Annotated in this window: 17 protein-coding genes; 12 read left to right on the top strand and 5 right to left on the bottom strand. The window is 70.4% G+C overall.

Annotated elements, in window-relative coordinates; translation table 11 throughout:
• Positions 1-19 precede the first annotated feature (19 nt).
• The gene (locus AB0I69_RS45520) at positions 20-751 is read left to right on the top strand and encodes a flavodoxin family protein (protein ID WP_363101737.1); all 732 of its coding nucleotides are present in this window, start codon (positions 20-22) and stop codon (positions 749-751) included.
• Positions 752-1191: 440 nt separating this feature from the next.
• Here AB0I69_RS45520 and AB0I69_RS45515 read toward each other — a convergent pair whose 3' ends face one another.
• Positions 1192-1983, bottom strand: a complete 792-nt coding sequence (locus AB0I69_RS45515) for a class I SAM-dependent methyltransferase (RefSeq protein ID WP_363101736.1) — start codon at positions 1981-1983, stop codon at positions 1192-1194.
• Positions 1980-3566: a DHA2 family efflux MFS transporter permease subunit gene (locus AB0I69_RS45510; RefSeq protein ID WP_363101735.1), complete on the bottom strand. Its 1587-nt coding sequence runs from the start codon at positions 3564-3566 to the stop codon at positions 1980-1982. The genes AB0I69_RS45515 and AB0I69_RS45510 overlap by 4 nt, the downstream gene beginning before the upstream one ends.
• 81 nt (positions 3567-3647) lie before the next feature.
• On the opposite strand from AB0I69_RS45510, the gene AB0I69_RS45505 reads away from it, so the two are divergent.
• A complete protein-coding gene (locus AB0I69_RS45505) occupies positions 3648-4313 on the top strand; it encodes a helix-turn-helix domain-containing protein (RefSeq protein ID WP_363101734.1) in 666 nt (221 codons plus the stop codon).
• Positions 4314-5044: 731 nt separating this feature from the next.
• On the opposite strand, the gene AB0I69_RS45500 is transcribed toward AB0I69_RS45505, so the two are convergent.
• Positions 5045-5779 (bottom strand): SDR family oxidoreductase, encoded by a 735-nt coding sequence (locus AB0I69_RS45500; RefSeq protein WP_363101733.1) that lies wholly within the window; start codon positions 5777-5779, stop codon positions 5045-5047.
• Between the two features lie 115 nt (positions 5780-5894).
• On the opposite strand from AB0I69_RS45500, the gene AB0I69_RS45495 reads away from it, so the two are divergent.
• From AB0I69_RS45495 to AB0I69_RS45470, 6 genes are all read left to right on the top strand, one after another.
• Positions 5895-6530: a TetR family transcriptional regulator gene (locus AB0I69_RS45495; protein WP_363101732.1), complete on the top strand. Its 636-nt coding sequence runs from the start codon at positions 5895-5897 to the stop codon at positions 6528-6530.
• A 499-nt stretch (positions 6531-7029) separates the two neighbouring features.
• Positions 7030-7266, top strand: a complete 237-nt coding sequence (locus AB0I69_RS45490) for a hypothetical protein (protein ID WP_363101731.1) — start codon at positions 7030-7032, stop codon at positions 7264-7266.
• A 72-nt stretch (positions 7267-7338) separates the two neighbouring features.
• Positions 7339-7617 carry a hypothetical protein gene (locus AB0I69_RS45485; RefSeq protein ID WP_363101730.1) on the top strand — a complete coding sequence of 93 codons (279 nt, stop codon included), beginning with the start codon at positions 7339-7341 and terminating at the stop codon, positions 7615-7617.
• Positions 7610-7813, top strand: coding sequence for a hypothetical protein (locus tag AB0I69_RS45480; RefSeq protein WP_363101729.1), 204 nt, complete (start codon positions 7610-7612; stop codon positions 7811-7813). The genes AB0I69_RS45485 and AB0I69_RS45480 overlap by 8 nt, the downstream gene beginning before the upstream one ends.
• Positions 7782-8156, top strand: a complete 375-nt coding sequence (locus AB0I69_RS45475; protein WP_363101728.1) for a hypothetical protein — start codon at positions 7782-7784, stop codon at positions 8154-8156. Before AB0I69_RS45480 ends, AB0I69_RS45475 begins: the two co-directional genes overlap by 32 nt.
• 352 nt (positions 8157-8508) lie before the next feature.
• A complete protein-coding gene (locus tag AB0I69_RS45470) occupies positions 8509-8739 on the top strand; it encodes a hypothetical protein (RefSeq protein ID WP_363101727.1) in 231 nt (76 codons plus the stop codon).
• A 19-nt stretch (positions 8740-8758) separates the two neighbouring features.
• On the opposite strand, the gene AB0I69_RS45465 is transcribed toward AB0I69_RS45470, so the two are convergent.
• A complete protein-coding gene (locus AB0I69_RS45465; protein ID WP_363101726.1) occupies positions 8759-8929 on the bottom strand; it encodes a terminal protein Tpg-like protein in 171 nt (56 codons plus the stop codon).
• 655 nt (positions 8930-9584) lie between these two features.
• Here AB0I69_RS45465 and AB0I69_RS45460 point away from each other — a divergent pair.
• From AB0I69_RS45460 to AB0I69_RS45445, 4 genes are all read left to right on the top strand, one after another.
• Positions 9585-11795 carry a helix-turn-helix transcriptional regulator gene (locus AB0I69_RS45460; protein WP_363101725.1) on the top strand — a complete coding sequence of 737 codons (2211 nt, stop codon included), beginning with the start codon at positions 9585-9587 and terminating at the stop codon, positions 11793-11795.
• Positions 11796-11807: 12 nt separating this feature from the next.
• On the top strand, positions 11808-12365 hold the full coding sequence (locus tag AB0I69_RS45455) for an XRE family transcriptional regulator (protein WP_363101724.1): 558 nt from the start codon (positions 11808-11810) through the stop codon (positions 12363-12365).
• 317 nt (positions 12366-12682) lie between these two features.
• A complete protein-coding gene (locus AB0I69_RS45450; RefSeq protein WP_363101723.1) occupies positions 12683-13288 on the top strand; it encodes a hypothetical protein in 606 nt (201 codons plus the stop codon).
• A gap of 345 nt (positions 13289-13633) precedes the next feature.
• On the top strand, positions 13634-14122 hold the full coding sequence (locus tag AB0I69_RS45445) for a carboxymuconolactone decarboxylase family protein (RefSeq protein ID WP_363101722.1): 489 nt from the start codon (positions 13634-13636) through the stop codon (positions 14120-14122).
• A gap of 54 nt (positions 14123-14176) precedes the next feature.
• On the opposite strand, the gene AB0I69_RS45440 is transcribed toward AB0I69_RS45445, so the two are convergent.
• Positions 14177-16846, bottom strand: a complete 2670-nt coding sequence (locus tag AB0I69_RS45440) for a Helicase associated domain protein (RefSeq protein WP_363101721.1) — start codon at positions 16844-16846, stop codon at positions 14177-14179.
• Positions 16847-17348 lie beyond the last annotated feature (502 nt).

Raw genomic sequence — 17348 nt, 5'->3', positions numbered from 1 at the left:
CCATACGAAGGAGCCCGCTGTGACCGTCGAGAACCCCGCCGACGACGCATACCGCTTCGACGACCTCACTGCCCTGTTCATCAACTGCACGCTCAAGCCCTCGCCGCAGGTCAGCCACACCCAGGGGCTGATCGACAAGAGCGCGTCGATCATGATGTCGCGAGGGGTCACCACTTCCGAGATCCGGGCCGTCGACCACGAACTCGCCCCCGGCGTCTACCCCGACATGACCGAGCACGGCTTCGCGAGGGACGAGTGGCCCGGGCTGTACGAGCAGGTGATGGCCGCGGACATCCTGGTGCTGGCCGGGCCGATCTGGCTGGGCGACAACAGCTCGGTCATGAAGAAGGTCATCGAGCGGCTCTACGGCGGTTCGGGACTGCTCAACCCGGCTGGCCAGTACGCCTATTACGGGCGGGTCGGCGGCTGTCTGATCACCGGCAACGAGGACGGCGTGAAGCACTGCGCGATGAACATCCTCTACAGCCTCCAGCACCTCGGCTACACCATCCCGCCCCAGGCCGACGCCGGCTGGATCGGTCCGGCGGGACCCGGACCCTCCTACCTCGACCCCGGTTCGGGCGGACCGGAGAACGACTTCACCAACCGCAACACCACGTTCATGGCATGGAACCTGATGCACATGGCGGCGATGCTCAAGCGCGCCAAGGGCATCCCGGCGCACGGCAACCAGCGCTCCGAGTGGGACGCCGGCTGCCGCCTCGACGCGGCCAACCCCGACTACCGCTGAGGTGCGCCGCAGCAGGATGGGCAGTGCCCCCAGTCGCTCACCGCGTCGCCGGAGGCCGAGCTGCGTGCCGTCAGCACGTCGCGGCGCAGTAAGCAGTCTCGGCGTAGGGCAACCACCAAGACCTCATCGCACATCCCGGCGTCGACCGGGTCGTCGCGTCGGTGGAGGTCACTGAGCATGTGGACATCGGCGTGGTCGCCCTGGCGGCCGGGAAGTCGGTCTACAGCGAATGGCCTCCGGGAACAGCGCGGACGGGCTGGCCGCTTCCCACGGTTCGGCGAGTTGTGACTGCAACTCGCCGGAATGTGTGCCGGAGACGCCGGACAAGGCGGGCTGCGGCAGATCGAACGGGCTCAGTTCAGCTGCACAACTCACGCAACCCGTGCGGTCCTTCTCGTGTCACGGCCTGATCGGGGTGTTCCTTGTTTCCCCCGGGGCGGTTAGTCGGGGTCCTTGGTGAAAGAGCCGCGCCAGACTTCGAGGGAGCCGTCTGTGAGCGCGGTGGCGTAGTTGATGACGCGGGTATAGCCGTCGTCGAGGAGCATCGGCAGTGCGGGTCCGGCGGGCAGGCCGTTCGCGAAGGTCTTGGCGACCCAGTCCTGGACCCATGCCGAATTGTTCGTCCATTCGACCGCGGCGAACCCCGCGCCCTTGACGCAGGCGAGCAGTGTTTCGGCGGAGACGACGAAGCTGTCGGTGCCGTCGAGTGACCAGGGCATGGGCCAGGGCAGGTCGGCCTGGTGTGGTTGGCAGACCTCCCAGACGGCCAGGTGCGCGCCCGGGGCGAGGCGTTCGGCGATGTGACGGAACCAGGTGGTCTTGTCCGGCACGTTCATCTGGACGTGCATGGTCAGCGCGGCATCGAAGACCCGGTCGGGCTGGAAGTCTGCGATGTCCCCTGTGTGGAAGCGGACGAGGTCGCTGAGTCCGGCCCGGGCGGTGAGGTCGCGTGCGGCGTCGACGTAGGCCGGGGTGATGTCGAGGCCGACGACGTGGTTGCCGGTGCGGCGGGCGATCTGGCGCGCGGGTCCGCCGAATCCGGAGCCGACGTCCAGGACGACATCACCGTGTGTCAGGGCGAGGGCGGGGATGAGCAGTTCGACTGCGTCGGCGCCGCCGATGTGGAACTGGTCGAGGTTGTCCAGGGCTCCGTCGGCCGCGGCGTCGACATCGCGGTGGTCGCTCAGGAGTCGGTCGATGGTCTGGTGGACGGCGGTTTCTCCGTAGGTCATGGCACCGGGTCCTTTCGTTTGCCGGCGGAGTCGGCCGGCTCAAGCGGCTGGTGTTGCGGGGCGGGTTGCTGCGGGGGCTGGGCGGGCAGGAAGAGGCCGGCGAGCAGCGCACCGGCGAGCGCGACGACTCCGGCCACGACGCAGCCGACGCTGAGACCGTGGTCGAAGGCGCCGGTCGCGGCCTGGCGCACGACGTTGGCTGCGCCGGACTGGCCGTGGGCGGCGAGTTGGCTGGAGACGCCGAACGCCGCCCCGACGGACTGATGGGCGAGGTCCGCCAGCGCGGGCGGCAGTCCCGCTGGGAGCGCGGAGTTGAGCCGGGCGTCGTACAGCGAGGCGTACACGCTGCCGATGACCGCGACACCGAGGGTGCCGCCGAGCAGGCGGGTGGAGTCGTTGACGGCGGACCCCACGCCGGCCTGGTCGGCGGGGACTGCTCCCATGATGGACTCGGTCGCGGGGGCGGAGGTCAGGCCCATGCCGAGGCCGTAGACGACCATCTGGATGGCGATGATCCGGTAGCTGAGTGTCGGGGAAATGTCGCTGGCGACCCAGAAGTAGAAGATCGCCTGGAGGGTCAGCCCGGCGGTGACGATTGCCTTGGTGCCGGCGCGGACCGCGAGTCGCGTCCCGAGGGTCGATCCGACGGCGACGGAGACCGCGACCGGCAGCAGGTGGACGCCGGTGGACAGGGGGCTGTACGTCCGGACGAACTGGAAGAACTGCGTCATCAGGAAGATGAACCCGAACAGCGTGAAGAACGCGATCGTGACCGAGGCGCTGGCGGCGCTGAAGCGCATGTCGCTGAAGAGCCGTACGTCGAGCATCGGCTCGTCGGCGCGGCGCTCGCCGACGATGAACGCGATCAGCAGCAGCACGGTACCGGCGAAGCCGGCGAGCGACGCCGCTGATGCCCAGCCACGGTCGGGGGCTTCGATGATGGTGTAGACGAGCAGCCCCATGAAACTGCCGGACAGGACGAGGCCCAGGAAGTCCAGGCGGTGGGGGAGGGGGTTGTGCGATCTGGGGACGAACCATGCCACCAGGGCGATGACGGCCAGGGACACCGGGCCGAGGGCGTAGAAGACGCTCGACCAGCTGTAGTGCCTGAGCAGGAAGCCGCCCGCGATCGGCCCCAGGGCGATGGCCACACCGGCCGTCGCGCCCCACAGGCCGATGGACAGCGCCCGCTCCTTGCGGCTGGTGAAGACGCCGGTGAGCAGGGAGAGCGTGGCCGGGAACGTCATCGCGGCCCCCAGACCCATCACGGCCCGGGCCGCGATCAGCTCCGCCGGGGTGCCGGCGTACCCCCCGGCGAAGCCGGCCACGCCGAAGACCAGCAGACCGGCCATGAGCATGCCCTTGCGGCCGAAGCGGTCGGACAGGCTTCCCGAGGTCATCAGCAGGGCGGCGAACACGAGGTTGTAGGCGTCCACCACCCATTGCAGCTGTGCGGTGGAGGTGCCCAGTTCACGCGTCAGTGTCGGGAGCGCCACGTTGACCAGAGTGGTGTCGAGGTTGATCACGAACGAGGCCATCAGTAGCGCGACGAGCACAAGCGGTTTCGACGGTGTACGAGTCATGGTGGAAGACTAAGCGCATGTAGTAGAGATTTTCTACCACTTGATTCGGAAAATAAACTACTCGCGGGCTAGGCTCGGTGCATGCGGAGTTATGGCCAGTACTGTTCGATCGCCCGGGCCCTCGATGTCGTGGGGGACCGCTGGACGCTGTTGATCGTCCGGGAGCTGTTGCTGAAGGGTTCGTGCCGGTTCACGGACCTGAAGAACGGGCTGCCGGGTGTCGCGGCGAACCTGCTGTCGAGTCGCCTCAAGGACCTTGAGGCCGCCGGACTGATCACGCGCGAGGACGCGCCGCCGCCGGTCGCCACCGTGCTCTACACCCTGAGTGAGGCCGGTCTGGAGCTGGAGCCGGTACTGAAGGCGCTCGGGTTGTGGGGTCTGCGGTTCATGGCCGTGGAACGGCCGGACGACGCGTTCCAAGCACAGTGGCTGGCCTACGGCCCGGCGTGGTTCACCACCGACGCCGATCCCGACGGCCCGCCCGCGGTCATTCAGCTCGTCGCGTCCGACGAGTTGGCGGTCATCGAGCTGCGAGGCGGTCGGATCCACACCCGGCTCGGCCGCGCCACCGACCCGGACCTCGTTCTGGACGGACCGCCCCGTGCGGTTCTCGGACTGCTCAGCGGCATGATGGATGTCGAGCGAGCCGGCCGGCTTGGGTTGTCCGTCCGTGGTCGACGCGATCTGCTCACTCGTCTCCGCCCAGTCGCGCCGGGCCGAGCCACTCAGGGCGAGGTCCGCCCATGAGCAGCGGCGCCGGCCGGTCGGCCCGTGGTCGTGCAGGACGATGTCCCGGGCCGATGCCGCGTCCTGCGGCACCGGTGTCCTGTACCTGACCGAGTCGTACGTCACGACCGACGCCACCCCGGGGCACTTCCATCAGATCCATGCTGCGCTGCTACCCGGAGCAGTGCTCGGTGCCGATGCTCCGCCGTCTCGCGGAGGACGAACGGGCACTGCCGGCCGTCTCCGAGTTCTTCGGCGGGCTGATGGAGGCCCGGCGCTCGGGGAGTGTGCCCGTGGGTGTTGCCTGGTCTCCAACGCGCAGGCCGGGGCGGAGAACGGCGATCCGGAGGTTTGGGCCTCTTGGACCGCCATCACCGGGCACTGCGGGATGTGCTGTGCATGGCTCTCGTCACGGCGCGGGAGCGGGGGCGGCTTGCTCTGCAGGGCAATGGCCGGTCTCCTTGCGCTGCCGGCCTTGACCCGCGTTCCCGCGCCGGGCTGACGCCCAGGTCCTGCGCAGGGCTGTGACGCCGCCCTTGACTCGCTCGCCGGGCGGGCGGCGCCCTGCCGTACGACCGTCCGGTCCGGTCGACGCGCGGCGCGTCGACCGGACGCTTCCCTGCGCCGCCACGGATGTGCCACCGCTGGCGACTGTGCGGGTGGGCTCCACGGATCGAAGGGGCTGTCGCTCGCTGTGGCCTCCGCAGGGATGCCGCCCGGTCCGGGGGTCTGGGCGGCATCCGCTGTACGGCCTATACGGCGGTCCGGCCGGCGTCCGCCGCGATGGTGGCGCCGGTGAGGTAGCTCGCGCGGTCCGAGGCGAGGAAGAGGATCACCTCGGCGATCTCGCGCGGGGTCGCGAGCCGGCCGAGCACGGTGGTCTTGGCGAATTGTTCGGCGCCTTCCTCGCCGACGGTGGCGAGGACCATGTCGGTCCGGGTCGGGCCGGGCGCGACGGTGTTCACGCGGACACCGGCCGGGCTGAACTCGGCGGCCCAGGTGCGGGTCAGCGACTCCAGTGCGGCTTTGGTCGCGCTGTAGACGGACAGGCCGGGCATGCCGATGCGGGCGGCCATGGTACTGACGTTGACGATGCTGCCGGAGCCCTTGGCGATCATGGCGGGTGCCAGGGCCGCGGTGAGGAGGTACGGGGCCCGGACGTTGGCGGCGAGCGCCTCGTCGAGGGAGTCCGGGGCCTGGTCCACGGTCGGTGCGCCGGGGAAGATCGCGGCGTTGTTGACCAGGACGTCGACGTCGCCCGCCTCCTCGGCGAGACGGCGTACCGCGGCCGGGTCGGTGAGGTCGGCCGCGACGAAGCGTGCCCGGCCGCCGGCGTCCGTGATCGACCGCACCGTCGCGACGCCGCGTCCGGCGTCGCGGCCGGACACGACGACCTCGGCGCCGGCCGCGGCCATCAGCCGGGCCGTCTCGCTGCCGATGCCGCCGGTCGAGCCGGTGATCAGGGCGACCTTGTCGGAGAGTTCCATGCTGGGTCCTTCCGGGAGTCCGGCCGCGATCCGCGCGACCGGAATGGGTTACCTGACCCACAATGGTGACGAAAAAATGGGTTGTCCAATCCAGAATCTGCTAGCGTGGACGACTGTGAGCACTGAGACGCGCCGCCCGGCGGTTAAGAAGCTGACCCGTAAGGGGCAGGAGACCCGGCACCGGATCGTGGCCGCGGCCGCCGAGCTCATGTACGAGCGGGGCGTGACGGAGGCGACGCTGGAGGACGTGCGCGCCGCGGCCGGGGTGAGCGGTTCGCAGATCTACCACTACTTCGCCGACAAACAGGCGCTGTTGCTGGCCGTGATCGAGTACCAGACCGAGGCCGTGCTGGACATGCAGCAGTCCCTGTTCGCCAGCCTCGACTCCATGGCGGGCCTACGGCGCTGGCGGGACGCTCTGGTGGAATACCAGCGCCGGCTGCAGTGCCGCGGGGGCTGCCCGATCGGTTCGCTGGGCAGCGAGGTCGCCGAGACGAACCCCGAGGCGCGGCTCGCGGTGGCCTCCGGGTTCCTGCGCTGGGAGGCCGCCATCCGCGAGGGCCTGCGGGCCATGCACACGCGCGGTGAACTCGACGGCGACCCGGACGACCTCGCCCTCGCCACCCTGGCCGCGCTCCAGGGCGGCCTCCTGCTCACCCAAATCCAGCGTGAGGTCAGGCCGTTGGAGGTGGCGCTGGACGCGATGCTCGACCACATCGCATCCCGTACGACACTCAACGGGCACCCCTGAGCGGTTCGATCGCACGGCCGACGGCCACGGCGACGAGCCACGTGCAGTCGGCGGCGCGGGGGGAGCCCATGGGTGTGACCTGTATGCCTTCCGCGGGCGCGCCTACGCGGGAATCAGAAGGGGTTCGCGGGGCGGAGGAGTCGCCCGCGGACCTCGCGGGTCGAGTCGGCCATGGAAGCACCCGTCGCGCCAGCAGGGATCCCGGCCGTGAGCGGCGAGGCATCGCGCACCGCCGACGGGGGAGTCGGGCTCGGGGCCGGGGTGTGCGGTGTTCGTTCCGCGCAGGCCGCGCGTTCCCCGCCGGTCCGCTCCTGATGCCAGCGCCGTCCGCACCGTCGGACGACGGCCGCACTCCCTCCTTCAGGAGCAGTCATGACGTGGAACATCTCGGGCAACTACCTGGCCAGTTGCTCATGCGCGCTGGCCTGCGGATGCGCGGTCGACGCGATGCCGCACGACCCCCAGGGGCGCGAGGAATGCCTCGGCTGCGCCGGCTTCCATGTGGCCGAGGGCCACTTGGACGAGGTCGCACGAGGACGTCCGCAGGATCATTTTCCGGGCCCGGCCCACCGCCCGCGCGGTGCGCTACGAGGTGTTCACCGCGCTCGACCTGGCCGGTGAACCGCCGCGCCACCCCGGCGAGTTCGACCGTCTGCTGAAGAACGCGTTGGCCGAACGTCCCCGCACCTTCCTGGTGGGCGAGGCCCGGTGGCTCAGCGGGGAGGTGTTCGAGTAGTTCCGTTGTCTGTGGGACGAACCCTCGATCCGGCTCGCGGTCGTCTTCGTCGGCGGGGAGGGCTGCCACACCGTGCTGCGCCGCGAACCGATGCTGTCCTCCCGGATCTTCATCCGGCAGCACTTCACCCGCCTGACCCCCGGCGAGGTCCTGGAGGCCATCTTGCTGTTCCATCCGGTGTGGGCGGATGCCGATCCCGACGACATCGCCTTCGCCGGCCAGCACGCCGCACACGGCAACTTCCGCGCGTGGGCCCGGCTGACCGCACACGCCCGCACCGGCCTGGCCCGCACCGGTCGCCCCCGTGTCGACCGGGAACTGCTGCGCCGGGCCTTCAGCCGCCTTGCCTGACTACCACGCCGCCCTGCCGCCCGCCGCGCCGCCGACACCCGTCGCGGTGGTCATCGGCGCGGGCGGCGACGTGATCCACACGCACACCGCCCTGGCCGCCCACCATGTGCCGTCCGGCCGGATCACCCTGCACCCCGGCCCGGGCACCACCGGCGAGACCGGTCTTGCCCACGGCCTTCTGGCCGCCCTGGGGTAAACCGCCCCTGCTCCCGGGCGGTTTTCCCGCCGGCCGTCAGCCCGCCTGGGAAGCCGCCACCGCATGGATCACCGCCCTGCCCGTCACCCGGCTGGCTGTTCTGTGCGCCCACCGCCTCACCGCCCGCCGCGCGATGCGCTTCCTGGAGCTGCGCGCCCTTACCGGCATCCATCCGACCCTGGTCTGTCACCGTCCCCGTCTGCCCGCCGCCTTGCACCAGGTGCTGCGGACGGCCGACTACTGCGTCACCGCCGATTTGCAGGCCGCCCGCCGTCACTGCTGCGGCGCACCCGCCGCTGCCGCCCCGCCTGTTGAAGAGTCCGGCCGGCCGGCGGGTGGCTGACTCTGCCCGCGCTGGAGCGCCTCGTCTCCTACGACAGCCCCGCCCCCTGTACCGCCCCGTGCGCGCCGGCGCCGATCACTTTCCGGCACCGCCCGCCACCCGCACCCCTCACCGAGCAGACAGCCCGGGAAATCGCCCGACGCCTGGCCGCCGTGACCGCCCGTCCGCGTCCGGCCGCCGCCCTCGCCGCCGCGCTCTTCACCGGCGTCCTTCCCACAGCTCGCCACTGCCCGCCCCGGCGACTACGACGATGCCGCGGCCACCCCGGCACTGCACGACCGCGCCCGCTGCACCGACGGCTGCGCCACCCACCGGGTGCCGCCGTGGGCGCGCGTCTTTCTTGGAGGCCGCCGTGTGTTTCGCCCGGCTCGCGCCCGGCCAGGACCGGCATCTGCTGGCCGGCGCTCACGACCGCACCCGCCTGCTGCGCGTGGCGGAGGCTGCGGGGCTGTGCCCGCCGCAGCCGCCCGCCGGCCAGCGCACCGGCCCTGCCGGCCGCACCCGGTGGGACGGGCGTGAACGTGAGGAAGCACAGCGCTACGACGCGATGCCGATGCGGCGCCAGACCCCGCCCACGCGCTGAGTCCGAACCCTGGTGCACGTCAGTCGATGGAGAAATCGGCGAACTCCACGTCGGTGAAGGCGATCCCGAGACCGTGGGCGCGTCGGCCCGTGTCCCGGAAGCAGGCATGCCCCAGGGCTCGGGCGAGGATTACCGTCTGCTGCTGCTCGCCTCCGCCGGCGTCCCGGGCGGCGAACAGCTCGCGGGCCACTTCTTTCGACAGGTACTGGGTGATCAGCCGTACTCGCGGATCGTCCGACGAGCCTGCCGGGGCGGCGGATCCGAATCGCGCCCCGGTGCGGAGGACGACGCCGTCGGCCTCGGCCCGCTCCCGCCGGCGGGCGCGTACCAGGGGCTGCCACCGTGCCCTGACGGCCTCATCGATCCTTCCGCGTGCACGGCACGGGGACGGCGGCGCATTCCCGGCCGGGTGGTGACCCGCCTCTGTACCGTGCGCGGGGAGATCCCCAGAAAAACGGCCACGTTCTTCGTGGAGCCCTTCTGCGTCTTGAGCAGGAATCGGACGGCGGCGTCGCGTATGGGCACGGGACGGGTCAGCAACGCCCGCTCACGTCCCCTTGACGATCTCACCCGTGCCCGCCCCCGAGTGTTCTGTCACCGCGATGGCTGGCGCACGGCGGCCGTCTGCTCTCCCCGATCTCTCACACCAGGCGGTTCTCCCCGGCCGGTTCAGGCATGGCCAAGACACCGCCGCGGACCCTCGGCCAGAGAGCCCGCAACAGCCCGAGCCCGAGGACGCCCTCCGGGAGCAAACGTGAACACTCAACCGCCACTTACGCCATCCGTACGCGCTTGGTACGCGAAAAGTGCGCTTCACGCTAGGGTTGTGGGACAGGAGGTGCTGCATGTCCGAGCTGTTCGACGCGGTCGACGCGCTCATCGCGTCCCGCTCCCCGCTGCCGCCGCCGCAGGAACGCAAGCGGCTGCGCCAGGCGCACGGCCTGACCCTGGACGAGGTGGCCGCCGCACTGCAGGTGCGGCGCGCGACGGTCAGCGGCTGGGAGGCCGGCAAGACCGAGCCCAGGCCGCCGGAGCGCGATGCCTACGCCCGCCTGCTCAAGCAGCTCGCCCGGCTCTACCCCGCCGACGCTCCCGTGCTCCCCGAGGACACGGCGGCCCCCCAGACGCCTGCCGCTGAGGCCGCCCCTGCGTCACCGGCAGCCGAACCGGCCCGAGCCCGCACCGCACCCACAGGCCCGACTGCGGAGCCTGCGCACACCGCACGCCGCCCCGCCGCTCCGGCCGCTGCACCGCATACGGCCGCCACGACCACGCCGGTGTCGCGCCGCCAGGGCGAGAGAAAGCCCCTCCCGGCAGGCGGTGCCGACCTGCGGTTCGAGAACGGGCCGCTTGCTGTCGTCGACGTCGCCGACGGCCAGGTGCTGGCGTACTGCGTCGGCGGGCTGGTCCTGGACGTGCCCGCCAAGTCCCTCCCGGCCCTGGTGGACTGGACGCTGCGCGAGGCGAAGCTGGGGCAGCCGAAGCTGTCCGGTCCGGGCAAGGACGCCGACCCGTTGCTGGTGCTCACCGAGGCGGCGCTGGAGCGCTACGGCCTGCCCGTCGCCCTCACCGACGAGGAGCGGCTCGCCGGGCGGATCCCGGAGGGCCACAAGGTCATCAGGCAACTCGCCCGCGCGGAGTGGAAGCTGACCAAGCGGGGGTTCGGGCCGTGGGCGCGGATCTACCGCCCGGCGACCGGTTCGGAGCGGGCCTGCGTGCAGCTGTGCGTCCCGTCGTGGAACGCGCTGGACACCCGGCACTGGGGCGAGGCCGGGCAGCTCCCGCCGGCGGAACTCGCGCGCGTCCTGGGCGTGTACGCGTCGCGGGTGATGACGCCGCGCGGTTCGACCGCCGTGACCGGCCTGGAGCTGATGACCGCGCTGCACCCGCCGACCCGCGCGTCCGAGCCGGACGCCGACGGCAAGCGGCACTCCGAGCACAACCCCGGCTCGCTCGGGAAGGACCCGGTGGACTGCGCGCCGTGCGAGGCCCCCGACGGGCACCCGCTCCTGAAGGACCTGCCGCGCTTCCACGCGCGCGGCCCGGCGGAGAAGCTGTTCGAGGAGGCGTACGACTGGGCGCGGCCGATGACGGATGCCGAGTGCACCCTGCGGCACCTGGTCGGCATCGACGTGAACATGGCCTTCGCAGCGGGCGCCAACGGCCTGGTCGTCGGCCTCGGTGCGCCGACGCATGTCACGGCGCCGGTATTCGATGCGAAGCTGCCCGGCTCGTGGCTGGTGGACCTGTCCCACGTCGACCTGTCCCGCGTGAAGGCCGGCAAGGACACGTGGGCGGAGTTGGACGCGAGTCTGCTGCCCAGCCCGTTCACGCCGAAGGGGGAGCGCCCCGAGGGCCCGGCCTGGTACGCGACGCCGACCGTGGCGTACGCGGTGGAGCTCGGCTACGAGGTGCGTCCGGTCGAGGCGTGGGTCCGGTACGAGAACGGCCGCTATCTGGACGGCTGGTACAACCGGCTGCGCGACGCCTTCCTCGCCACGATGGCCGACCTCGGCGTGCACGCGGACCTGGAGCCGGCCGACTTCCTGGCGGCGGTGGACGGCTACCGCGGCCGTGACCCGGAACTGGCGATCGTCGTCTCCGCGGTCAAGGCGACGGTGAAGGGCGGCCTGGGCAAGCTGCGCGAGCGGCCCCGGGGCGAGGGCTGGCGGCCGGGCGAGCCGTGGCGGGCGCTTTCCCGCCCGACGTGGCGGCCCGACATCCGCGCGGCGGTCATCTCCCGCACCCGGATCAACCTGCACCGCAAGATCGTCAAGCATGCGGCATTCACCGGGCAGTACCCGATCGCGGTCCTCTCCGACTGCGTCGTCTACGCGGCAGGCGGCGCCTCGCCGCTGGCCGTCCTGCCCTACCGGGACGGAAAGCCGCTGCCGGGCGGCTTCAAGCTCGGCATCAACCCGGGCCTGGTCAAGCACGAGGGCACCCAGGACGTCCTGTGGGGCGAAGAGGTCCGCGAGCGGTTCAACGCCCCCGAGCTCAACCTGGCCCGGTACATCAAGGACGGCACCGTCACCGACGTCGACAACGGAGAGTAGGAGAAGGCGACGATGAGCCTGTTCGGGGACGGCCTGGACGCCGCGGTGCGCAAGGCGTTCACCCGCCCGGCGCCCAAGAGCGCGGGCGCGCGGATGCGGTACCTGGTCAAGCAGCTGGGCGGCACCAAGGCGGTCGCCCAGATGCTGCGCATCTCCCAGCGCACCGTCGAGCGGTACGTCAAGGACCAGATCAAGAAGCCGCGCCCCGACCTCGCCGCCCGCCTGGAGCGCGAGGTGAAGGCCCGGTGGCAGCCGCAGATCCGGGCCAGGGCCCGGCAGAAGGCGGCGACGACCGGCGGCATCGTCATCGACACCCGTGCCCGGCTCGGCTACACCGCGCCGATCGGGTCGACGGACCAGGACCGCATCCGGCACCTGACCGTCGCCCTGCCGCCCCGCTACGCCGCGCGCCTGTTCGACGCCCAGGAGCAGGGCGCCACCGAGCAGCGCCTCCAGGAACTCGCCGCTGAGGCACTCAAAGAGGTGTACTTCCAGGACGGCGGCCGCCGCGCCGGCAGCCTGGAGGAGGTGCGCTTCACGGACATCGAGCACCTTGAGTTCGACCTGTAGATCTCGAACAGCCGCGAGCCCCGCCGACACCTGTGACTGAGCGCTTGAGTCGGCGGATGAGCGTTTGGATTGGCGGGCGGCGCCCGGGGCTCGGATGGTTGTGCTGATCGGGTATCGGGAGCTCATCCGGATGCACTCGGCGGATTGGATCCGGGCTGGATTTTGGTCTTAACCCTTACAAAGACATCGCCTGGGTTGCTCATATGGGGCAATCACCCGAGGATGCAGCACGACGGCGAAGCATTCCCGCCGCCGTCGAGGCAGCTCTCTGGACCCTCAGCAGCGGCCGCTGCTACGCACCTGGATGCCCCTTCCCCGTGATCTATGAAGTCCGCCCGGGCGTCTACCAAAAGAACGCTCAGATCGCCCGCATCATCGGAGTCAAACGCACCGCCGCCCGCTACCGCCCCTGCCCTTCCGAGGAAGAAGCACGGGACCGAGAGTCGTTCAAGAACCTGCTGCTGCTCTGCCTCGCCCATCACGCCGAAGTCGACGACAAGAACCATGGCGAGGAGTTCTATCCACCCGAGCTCCTTCGGAAGTGGAAGCGCGACCACGAAGGCGAACACGGCCGGCAGTTGGACCGGATCGGTCCGCTCGACGAAGACCAGCTCACCGACCTCCTCATCTCAGTGTTCACCCCGCCGGTGACTCGGCTGGAGAAGGTCGCCGACCAGCTGGAGCAGACTGGAACGCTCACATCGGACGCCCTCACAGAGCTCCGCAACATCATCGCTGTGATGTCGGACAGCCCAGGAAGCCCTGACACGCGCACCGCGCGGCAACTGGCGTACGCGGCAGAGGTCTTCGACACCCGCGGCCTTCAGGGCTCCGCAAAGTCTCTCGCATACGCCGCCGAACACCTCCCATCGGTCTTGGAGCAGCTCGACCGGCGGATCCGAGAACTCAGAAATTTCACGTGATACGAGCCGGCCGCCTGCCGGCAGAGCGGCGGCACGCTGGCCGCGCGCCGCCAGCAGCGCTCGGGACGGAATGAGCACAAGCCCGCCACCTGAAACTCTCATCCGCCAACTCAAGCGCTCAGTCACAACACCTCGGCAGCCGCTTCCAAGGGCAAACGCTCGCTGATCGCCTGCGACCACTGAAGACATCGGGCTCACCCAATTTAGGCGCGGCCCGGGAAGGACAGGGCTGTCACCAGGTCCGGAACACGCCAGAGAACTTTTCCGGATTCCTGTCACATCTGCGTGCGCCGTTCCGTCAGTGCTGTGAAGACGTCAACCAGGCGGAAGCGAAGGAGAGCAGCCATGACGAACACCTCCATCTCCCGGATGCCCAACCCGGCCGAGTTCGTGCCCGAGCTGAACGACATCAGCGCCGCCCTCTTCCGGGCCACGGGCAACCACTCGGTGCCGCGCACCACGATGAATCTCGTCCACCTGCGTGCCGGGCAGATCGTCGGCAACACTTACCTGACGATCCTGAACACCGGCTTCCTGCGCAAGGCCGGGGAGTCCGAGGAGCGCATCACCGCCGTCTCCTCCTGGCAGGACGCCCCGTACTTCACCGACGCCGAGCGCGCCGCCCTGGCCTTGGTGGAGGCCACCCTCCAGCCCGCCCCGCATGGCAAGGAGCGCGTCTCCGACGAGCTGTATGCCGAGGCGGCGAAGCACTACGACGAGAAGGCGCTGGCCACCCTGACCATCGCGATCGGCCAGATCAACTTCTTCATCGCTCTGGCCGTCATCGGCAAGCCGCAGCCGGTCAGCTCCCTCGCGGACGAGCAGTGGGACTGACCTGTCCGTCAGCGGGGTCGCCCGATCCGGCGCCGCAGGACCACACTCATTCATCTAGGCCCACTCGACTCCCAGCTCCGCGAGGGCGGCGTGTTGTTCTGCGGTGAGCTTGTCGCGGCGGGTCTTGGTGTTGGAGATCCATACGCCCAGCTTCACGGTCACCGGTTCAGCCTCGCCGCCGACCGTGATCCGCTCTGCATGAGCCCTGGGGACGCGGGCGTGGCCTTCGCGGGCGATGTACTGAGCGAGGGCCGCCAGGCCTCGCTGGAACGCCTGTTCCGCCTTGCCCGAGCCTTTCGACCGCACAGCCGCTGGGGCGGGAGAAGGTGTCTGAAGTGGTTGTATGCCCAGCTGGGACAGCCGCTCCTGCTGCTCGGTGGACAGCTGCGCCCAGGTGCCCGGATTCTGCTGCTGTTTGAGCCACTTGCCGATGTCGTCGCCGTCCATGAGCACGCCGGGTGCGATGTCGGGGAGGGGGCCGTCGGCGTCGACCAGGTCGGCGAGCACCCGGTAGTGGCGTTGCCAGTCGAGCGGCCACGGGCAGTCCCAGTCCGGGTCGATGGCGGTCAGCTGCGCCGCGCGTTCCGCCGCCCGCTCCGGGTCCTTGCCCAGGCCGTTCTTCTGGCCCTTACGACGGAGGTTGGCCATGTGCTGCCCGACCGGCACCACCGCGTCGCCCTCGCCCCGGACCGCGTCCTGCCGGGGTGCGAGGTGGCCGGTGGCCCGCCGGTACGACCGGAGCGCGGAGAGCTTGGTCTCCCACGCCTCCTCACCGGGCTCCCACACCATCCCGGCCTCGGGGGCGTCCAGCAGCTCCTTGCGCCGCTCCTCCAACTCCCCGGCCCGCAGCGCCTTCCGCTGCTGGTGCACCCACCGCCCGAGGGGGAAGTCCTTCGTGACGCCCACCGTGGTCTCGGTGTCGTAGGGGACGGCGTAGAGGCCGGTGATGTGGTGCTTCTTCCGCCAGTGGAGCAGGGCTTGGTAGCTCTCCAGCCACACGAGGGATTCCGGCCGGTAGACCCGGGTGCGCAGGAACGCGGCGATGGTCGCCGCGTCGCGCGGACTGGAGAAGTGCAGCAGCGCTGACTCCACTGCGCCCTCGGTGTCGTCCGGCTCCTGGTCTTCACTGTCACCTTCGCCGGCGCCGACGATCTGGCCGTCCGCGTCACGCCGGACGTGGATTTTGCGCTGCTGCTTGCTGCGGGTGAGGGCGCGGGAGGCGAGCTGTTCGACGAGTTGTTCATCGTGCGAGCGGAGGCCTTGGAGTACGGCGACGAGGGGGCGGAAGCTGGCGCTGGCGACCATGTCGTCCGGGTTCTCGCCGGGTTCCAGGAAGATGGGCACGATGATCCGGGCGGTCTTGGTCGTGCCGTCCGGGTTGGGGCGCAGGGCGCGGCCGATGTTCTGGACGATCTCGACCTGGGAGCCGCGGGTGTCGGCGAAGCAGATCGCTTCGACACCTCTGGTGCCGACGATGTCGACGCCCTCGCCCAGGACCCGCACCGAGGCGAGGAAGGCGCGGTGGACCCGCTTGCCGTCGGCGTCGATGCCGTTGGCGAACTGGCGGATGGTCTCGCGCCGTTCGGTGACGAGGTGGTCGCCGCACAGCCATGCTGACCACACGCGGTCCGGGGGTACGTGGCGGCCGGCCTCCAGGTCGTAGAGCTCCGCGTCGATCGACGACTTCGGCAGGCGTTCCGCGTTGGTCAGGGCGTCGTCGGATGCCTCGGTGACGTACAACTCCGCGGCCGTCTCCGGGAGTTTCGCCGCGAACGCCTCCGCCTCCTCCACCCGCTGGTGGAACGTCATGACGGTCTTCAGGTTCCAGCGTGCGGCGTGCTCCAACAGGGCGGTCTGCAGCAGGGCCAGGCGTCGGCCCCGCTGCGCCTCCTCCGATGCCCCGCGGATGGGGGAGGGGTCGCGGATTTCCAGGACGTCGATCTCGAAGCCCGCGAGGATCTCGCGTTCGATCGCCTCGCTCAGCCCGAGCTCGAACAGCCAGGGCCCGTAGGTCTGGGAGTCCGCGCCCATCGACGCGATCTCCAGCTCCTGGCCGTCCGCGCTCTTCTGGGGGCGGGGTGAGGCGAGGATGCGCGGGGTGGCGGTGAGGTAGAGGCGGTAGTCGACCGGGATGCGGGCGTTGTCGTGGATCGCCGACCACGGACGGCCAAGATCACCGGCCGTGCCGTGGGCCTCATCCACTACCGCGAAGTCGAACGGGTCCATGCGCTGCCCGTACAGCCGCTCCCCGCCAGCCAGAGCGGCCTCCAGCGGCCCGCGTACCTTCCGCTGGCCCCACGGGTCCTCGGGGTCCTCCCGGTCCACGAGGGAGGCGTAGGTGGCGAACACGATGACGGGCCCGTGTCCGGCCCACAGGGCGAGCTGGATGGGGTTGGTGGTGGTGCGCACCCCGAGCTCGTTCAGCACGGGGTCGCTCTCCAGCGAGCACACGGCGACCATCAAGGAGCGGTGCCCGACCCGGCGCCACACCTGGATGGTCTGCACGAGCAGGTCCAGGGTGGGCACCATGACGAGGACCCGGCCGTCCCGGAAGTTCTCCAGCGCCGCCCACGCGGCGGTGATCGTTTTCCCGGAGCCGGTCGCTGACACGCCCGTGCCACGGATCCCCTCGGGGGGCACAGATGATCTCGCAGGGAATCCCACCCACTTGCGGATACCAGAAGTCGCGTAAACCTGGTGTTCCCGGAGTTGGATATTAGGCATTTCCCCGGATTTCTTTTCCATTTAAAGTTCTCGCTCCGCCCGAGCGGTTGGTGGGTGTCTCGCGTTTCCGCCAACGGTACATGCTGCATCAACTCGATGCACCCACTACACTCAAACCCAACACGAATGAGCGCCCCCACCCTCACAAGCAACCCTGCCCGCGCCAGTGGGCCCCAAGGTCCTGGAGGCGCAGCCGGAAGGACTCTCAGGCGGGGGAGCGCAGCGGACCCGCCCTGGAGTCCGCAGGATTCTCCAAATTCCCACCCATACAACCAACTGCCGCACCTGACACTCCCTCACCCGACGGGCGCGCACCGCGCGCCGTGCTGGCCGCGCAGCGGCCGGCCCCACTGGATCCCGGAGCGCAGCGCAGGGATCCGCCCACGCGCAGCGTGGGCAAAGGGAGCGTAGCGACCGTCTCCTTTGCACATCGCCGGCTCGACGCCCATCGCCCGCTACATCCACACCACGGCCTCCGCGAACGGCAAGCGCGTCCAGGCAG

It is taken from the genome of Streptomyces sp. NPDC050508 (assembly GCF_040655155.1).
Taxonomy (GTDB): Bacteria; Actinomycetota; Actinomycetes; order Streptomycetales; family Streptomycetaceae; genus Streptomyces.
Note: the sequence above shows the minus strand (reverse complement) of the source record. Positions and strands in the feature narration are given on the sequence as shown.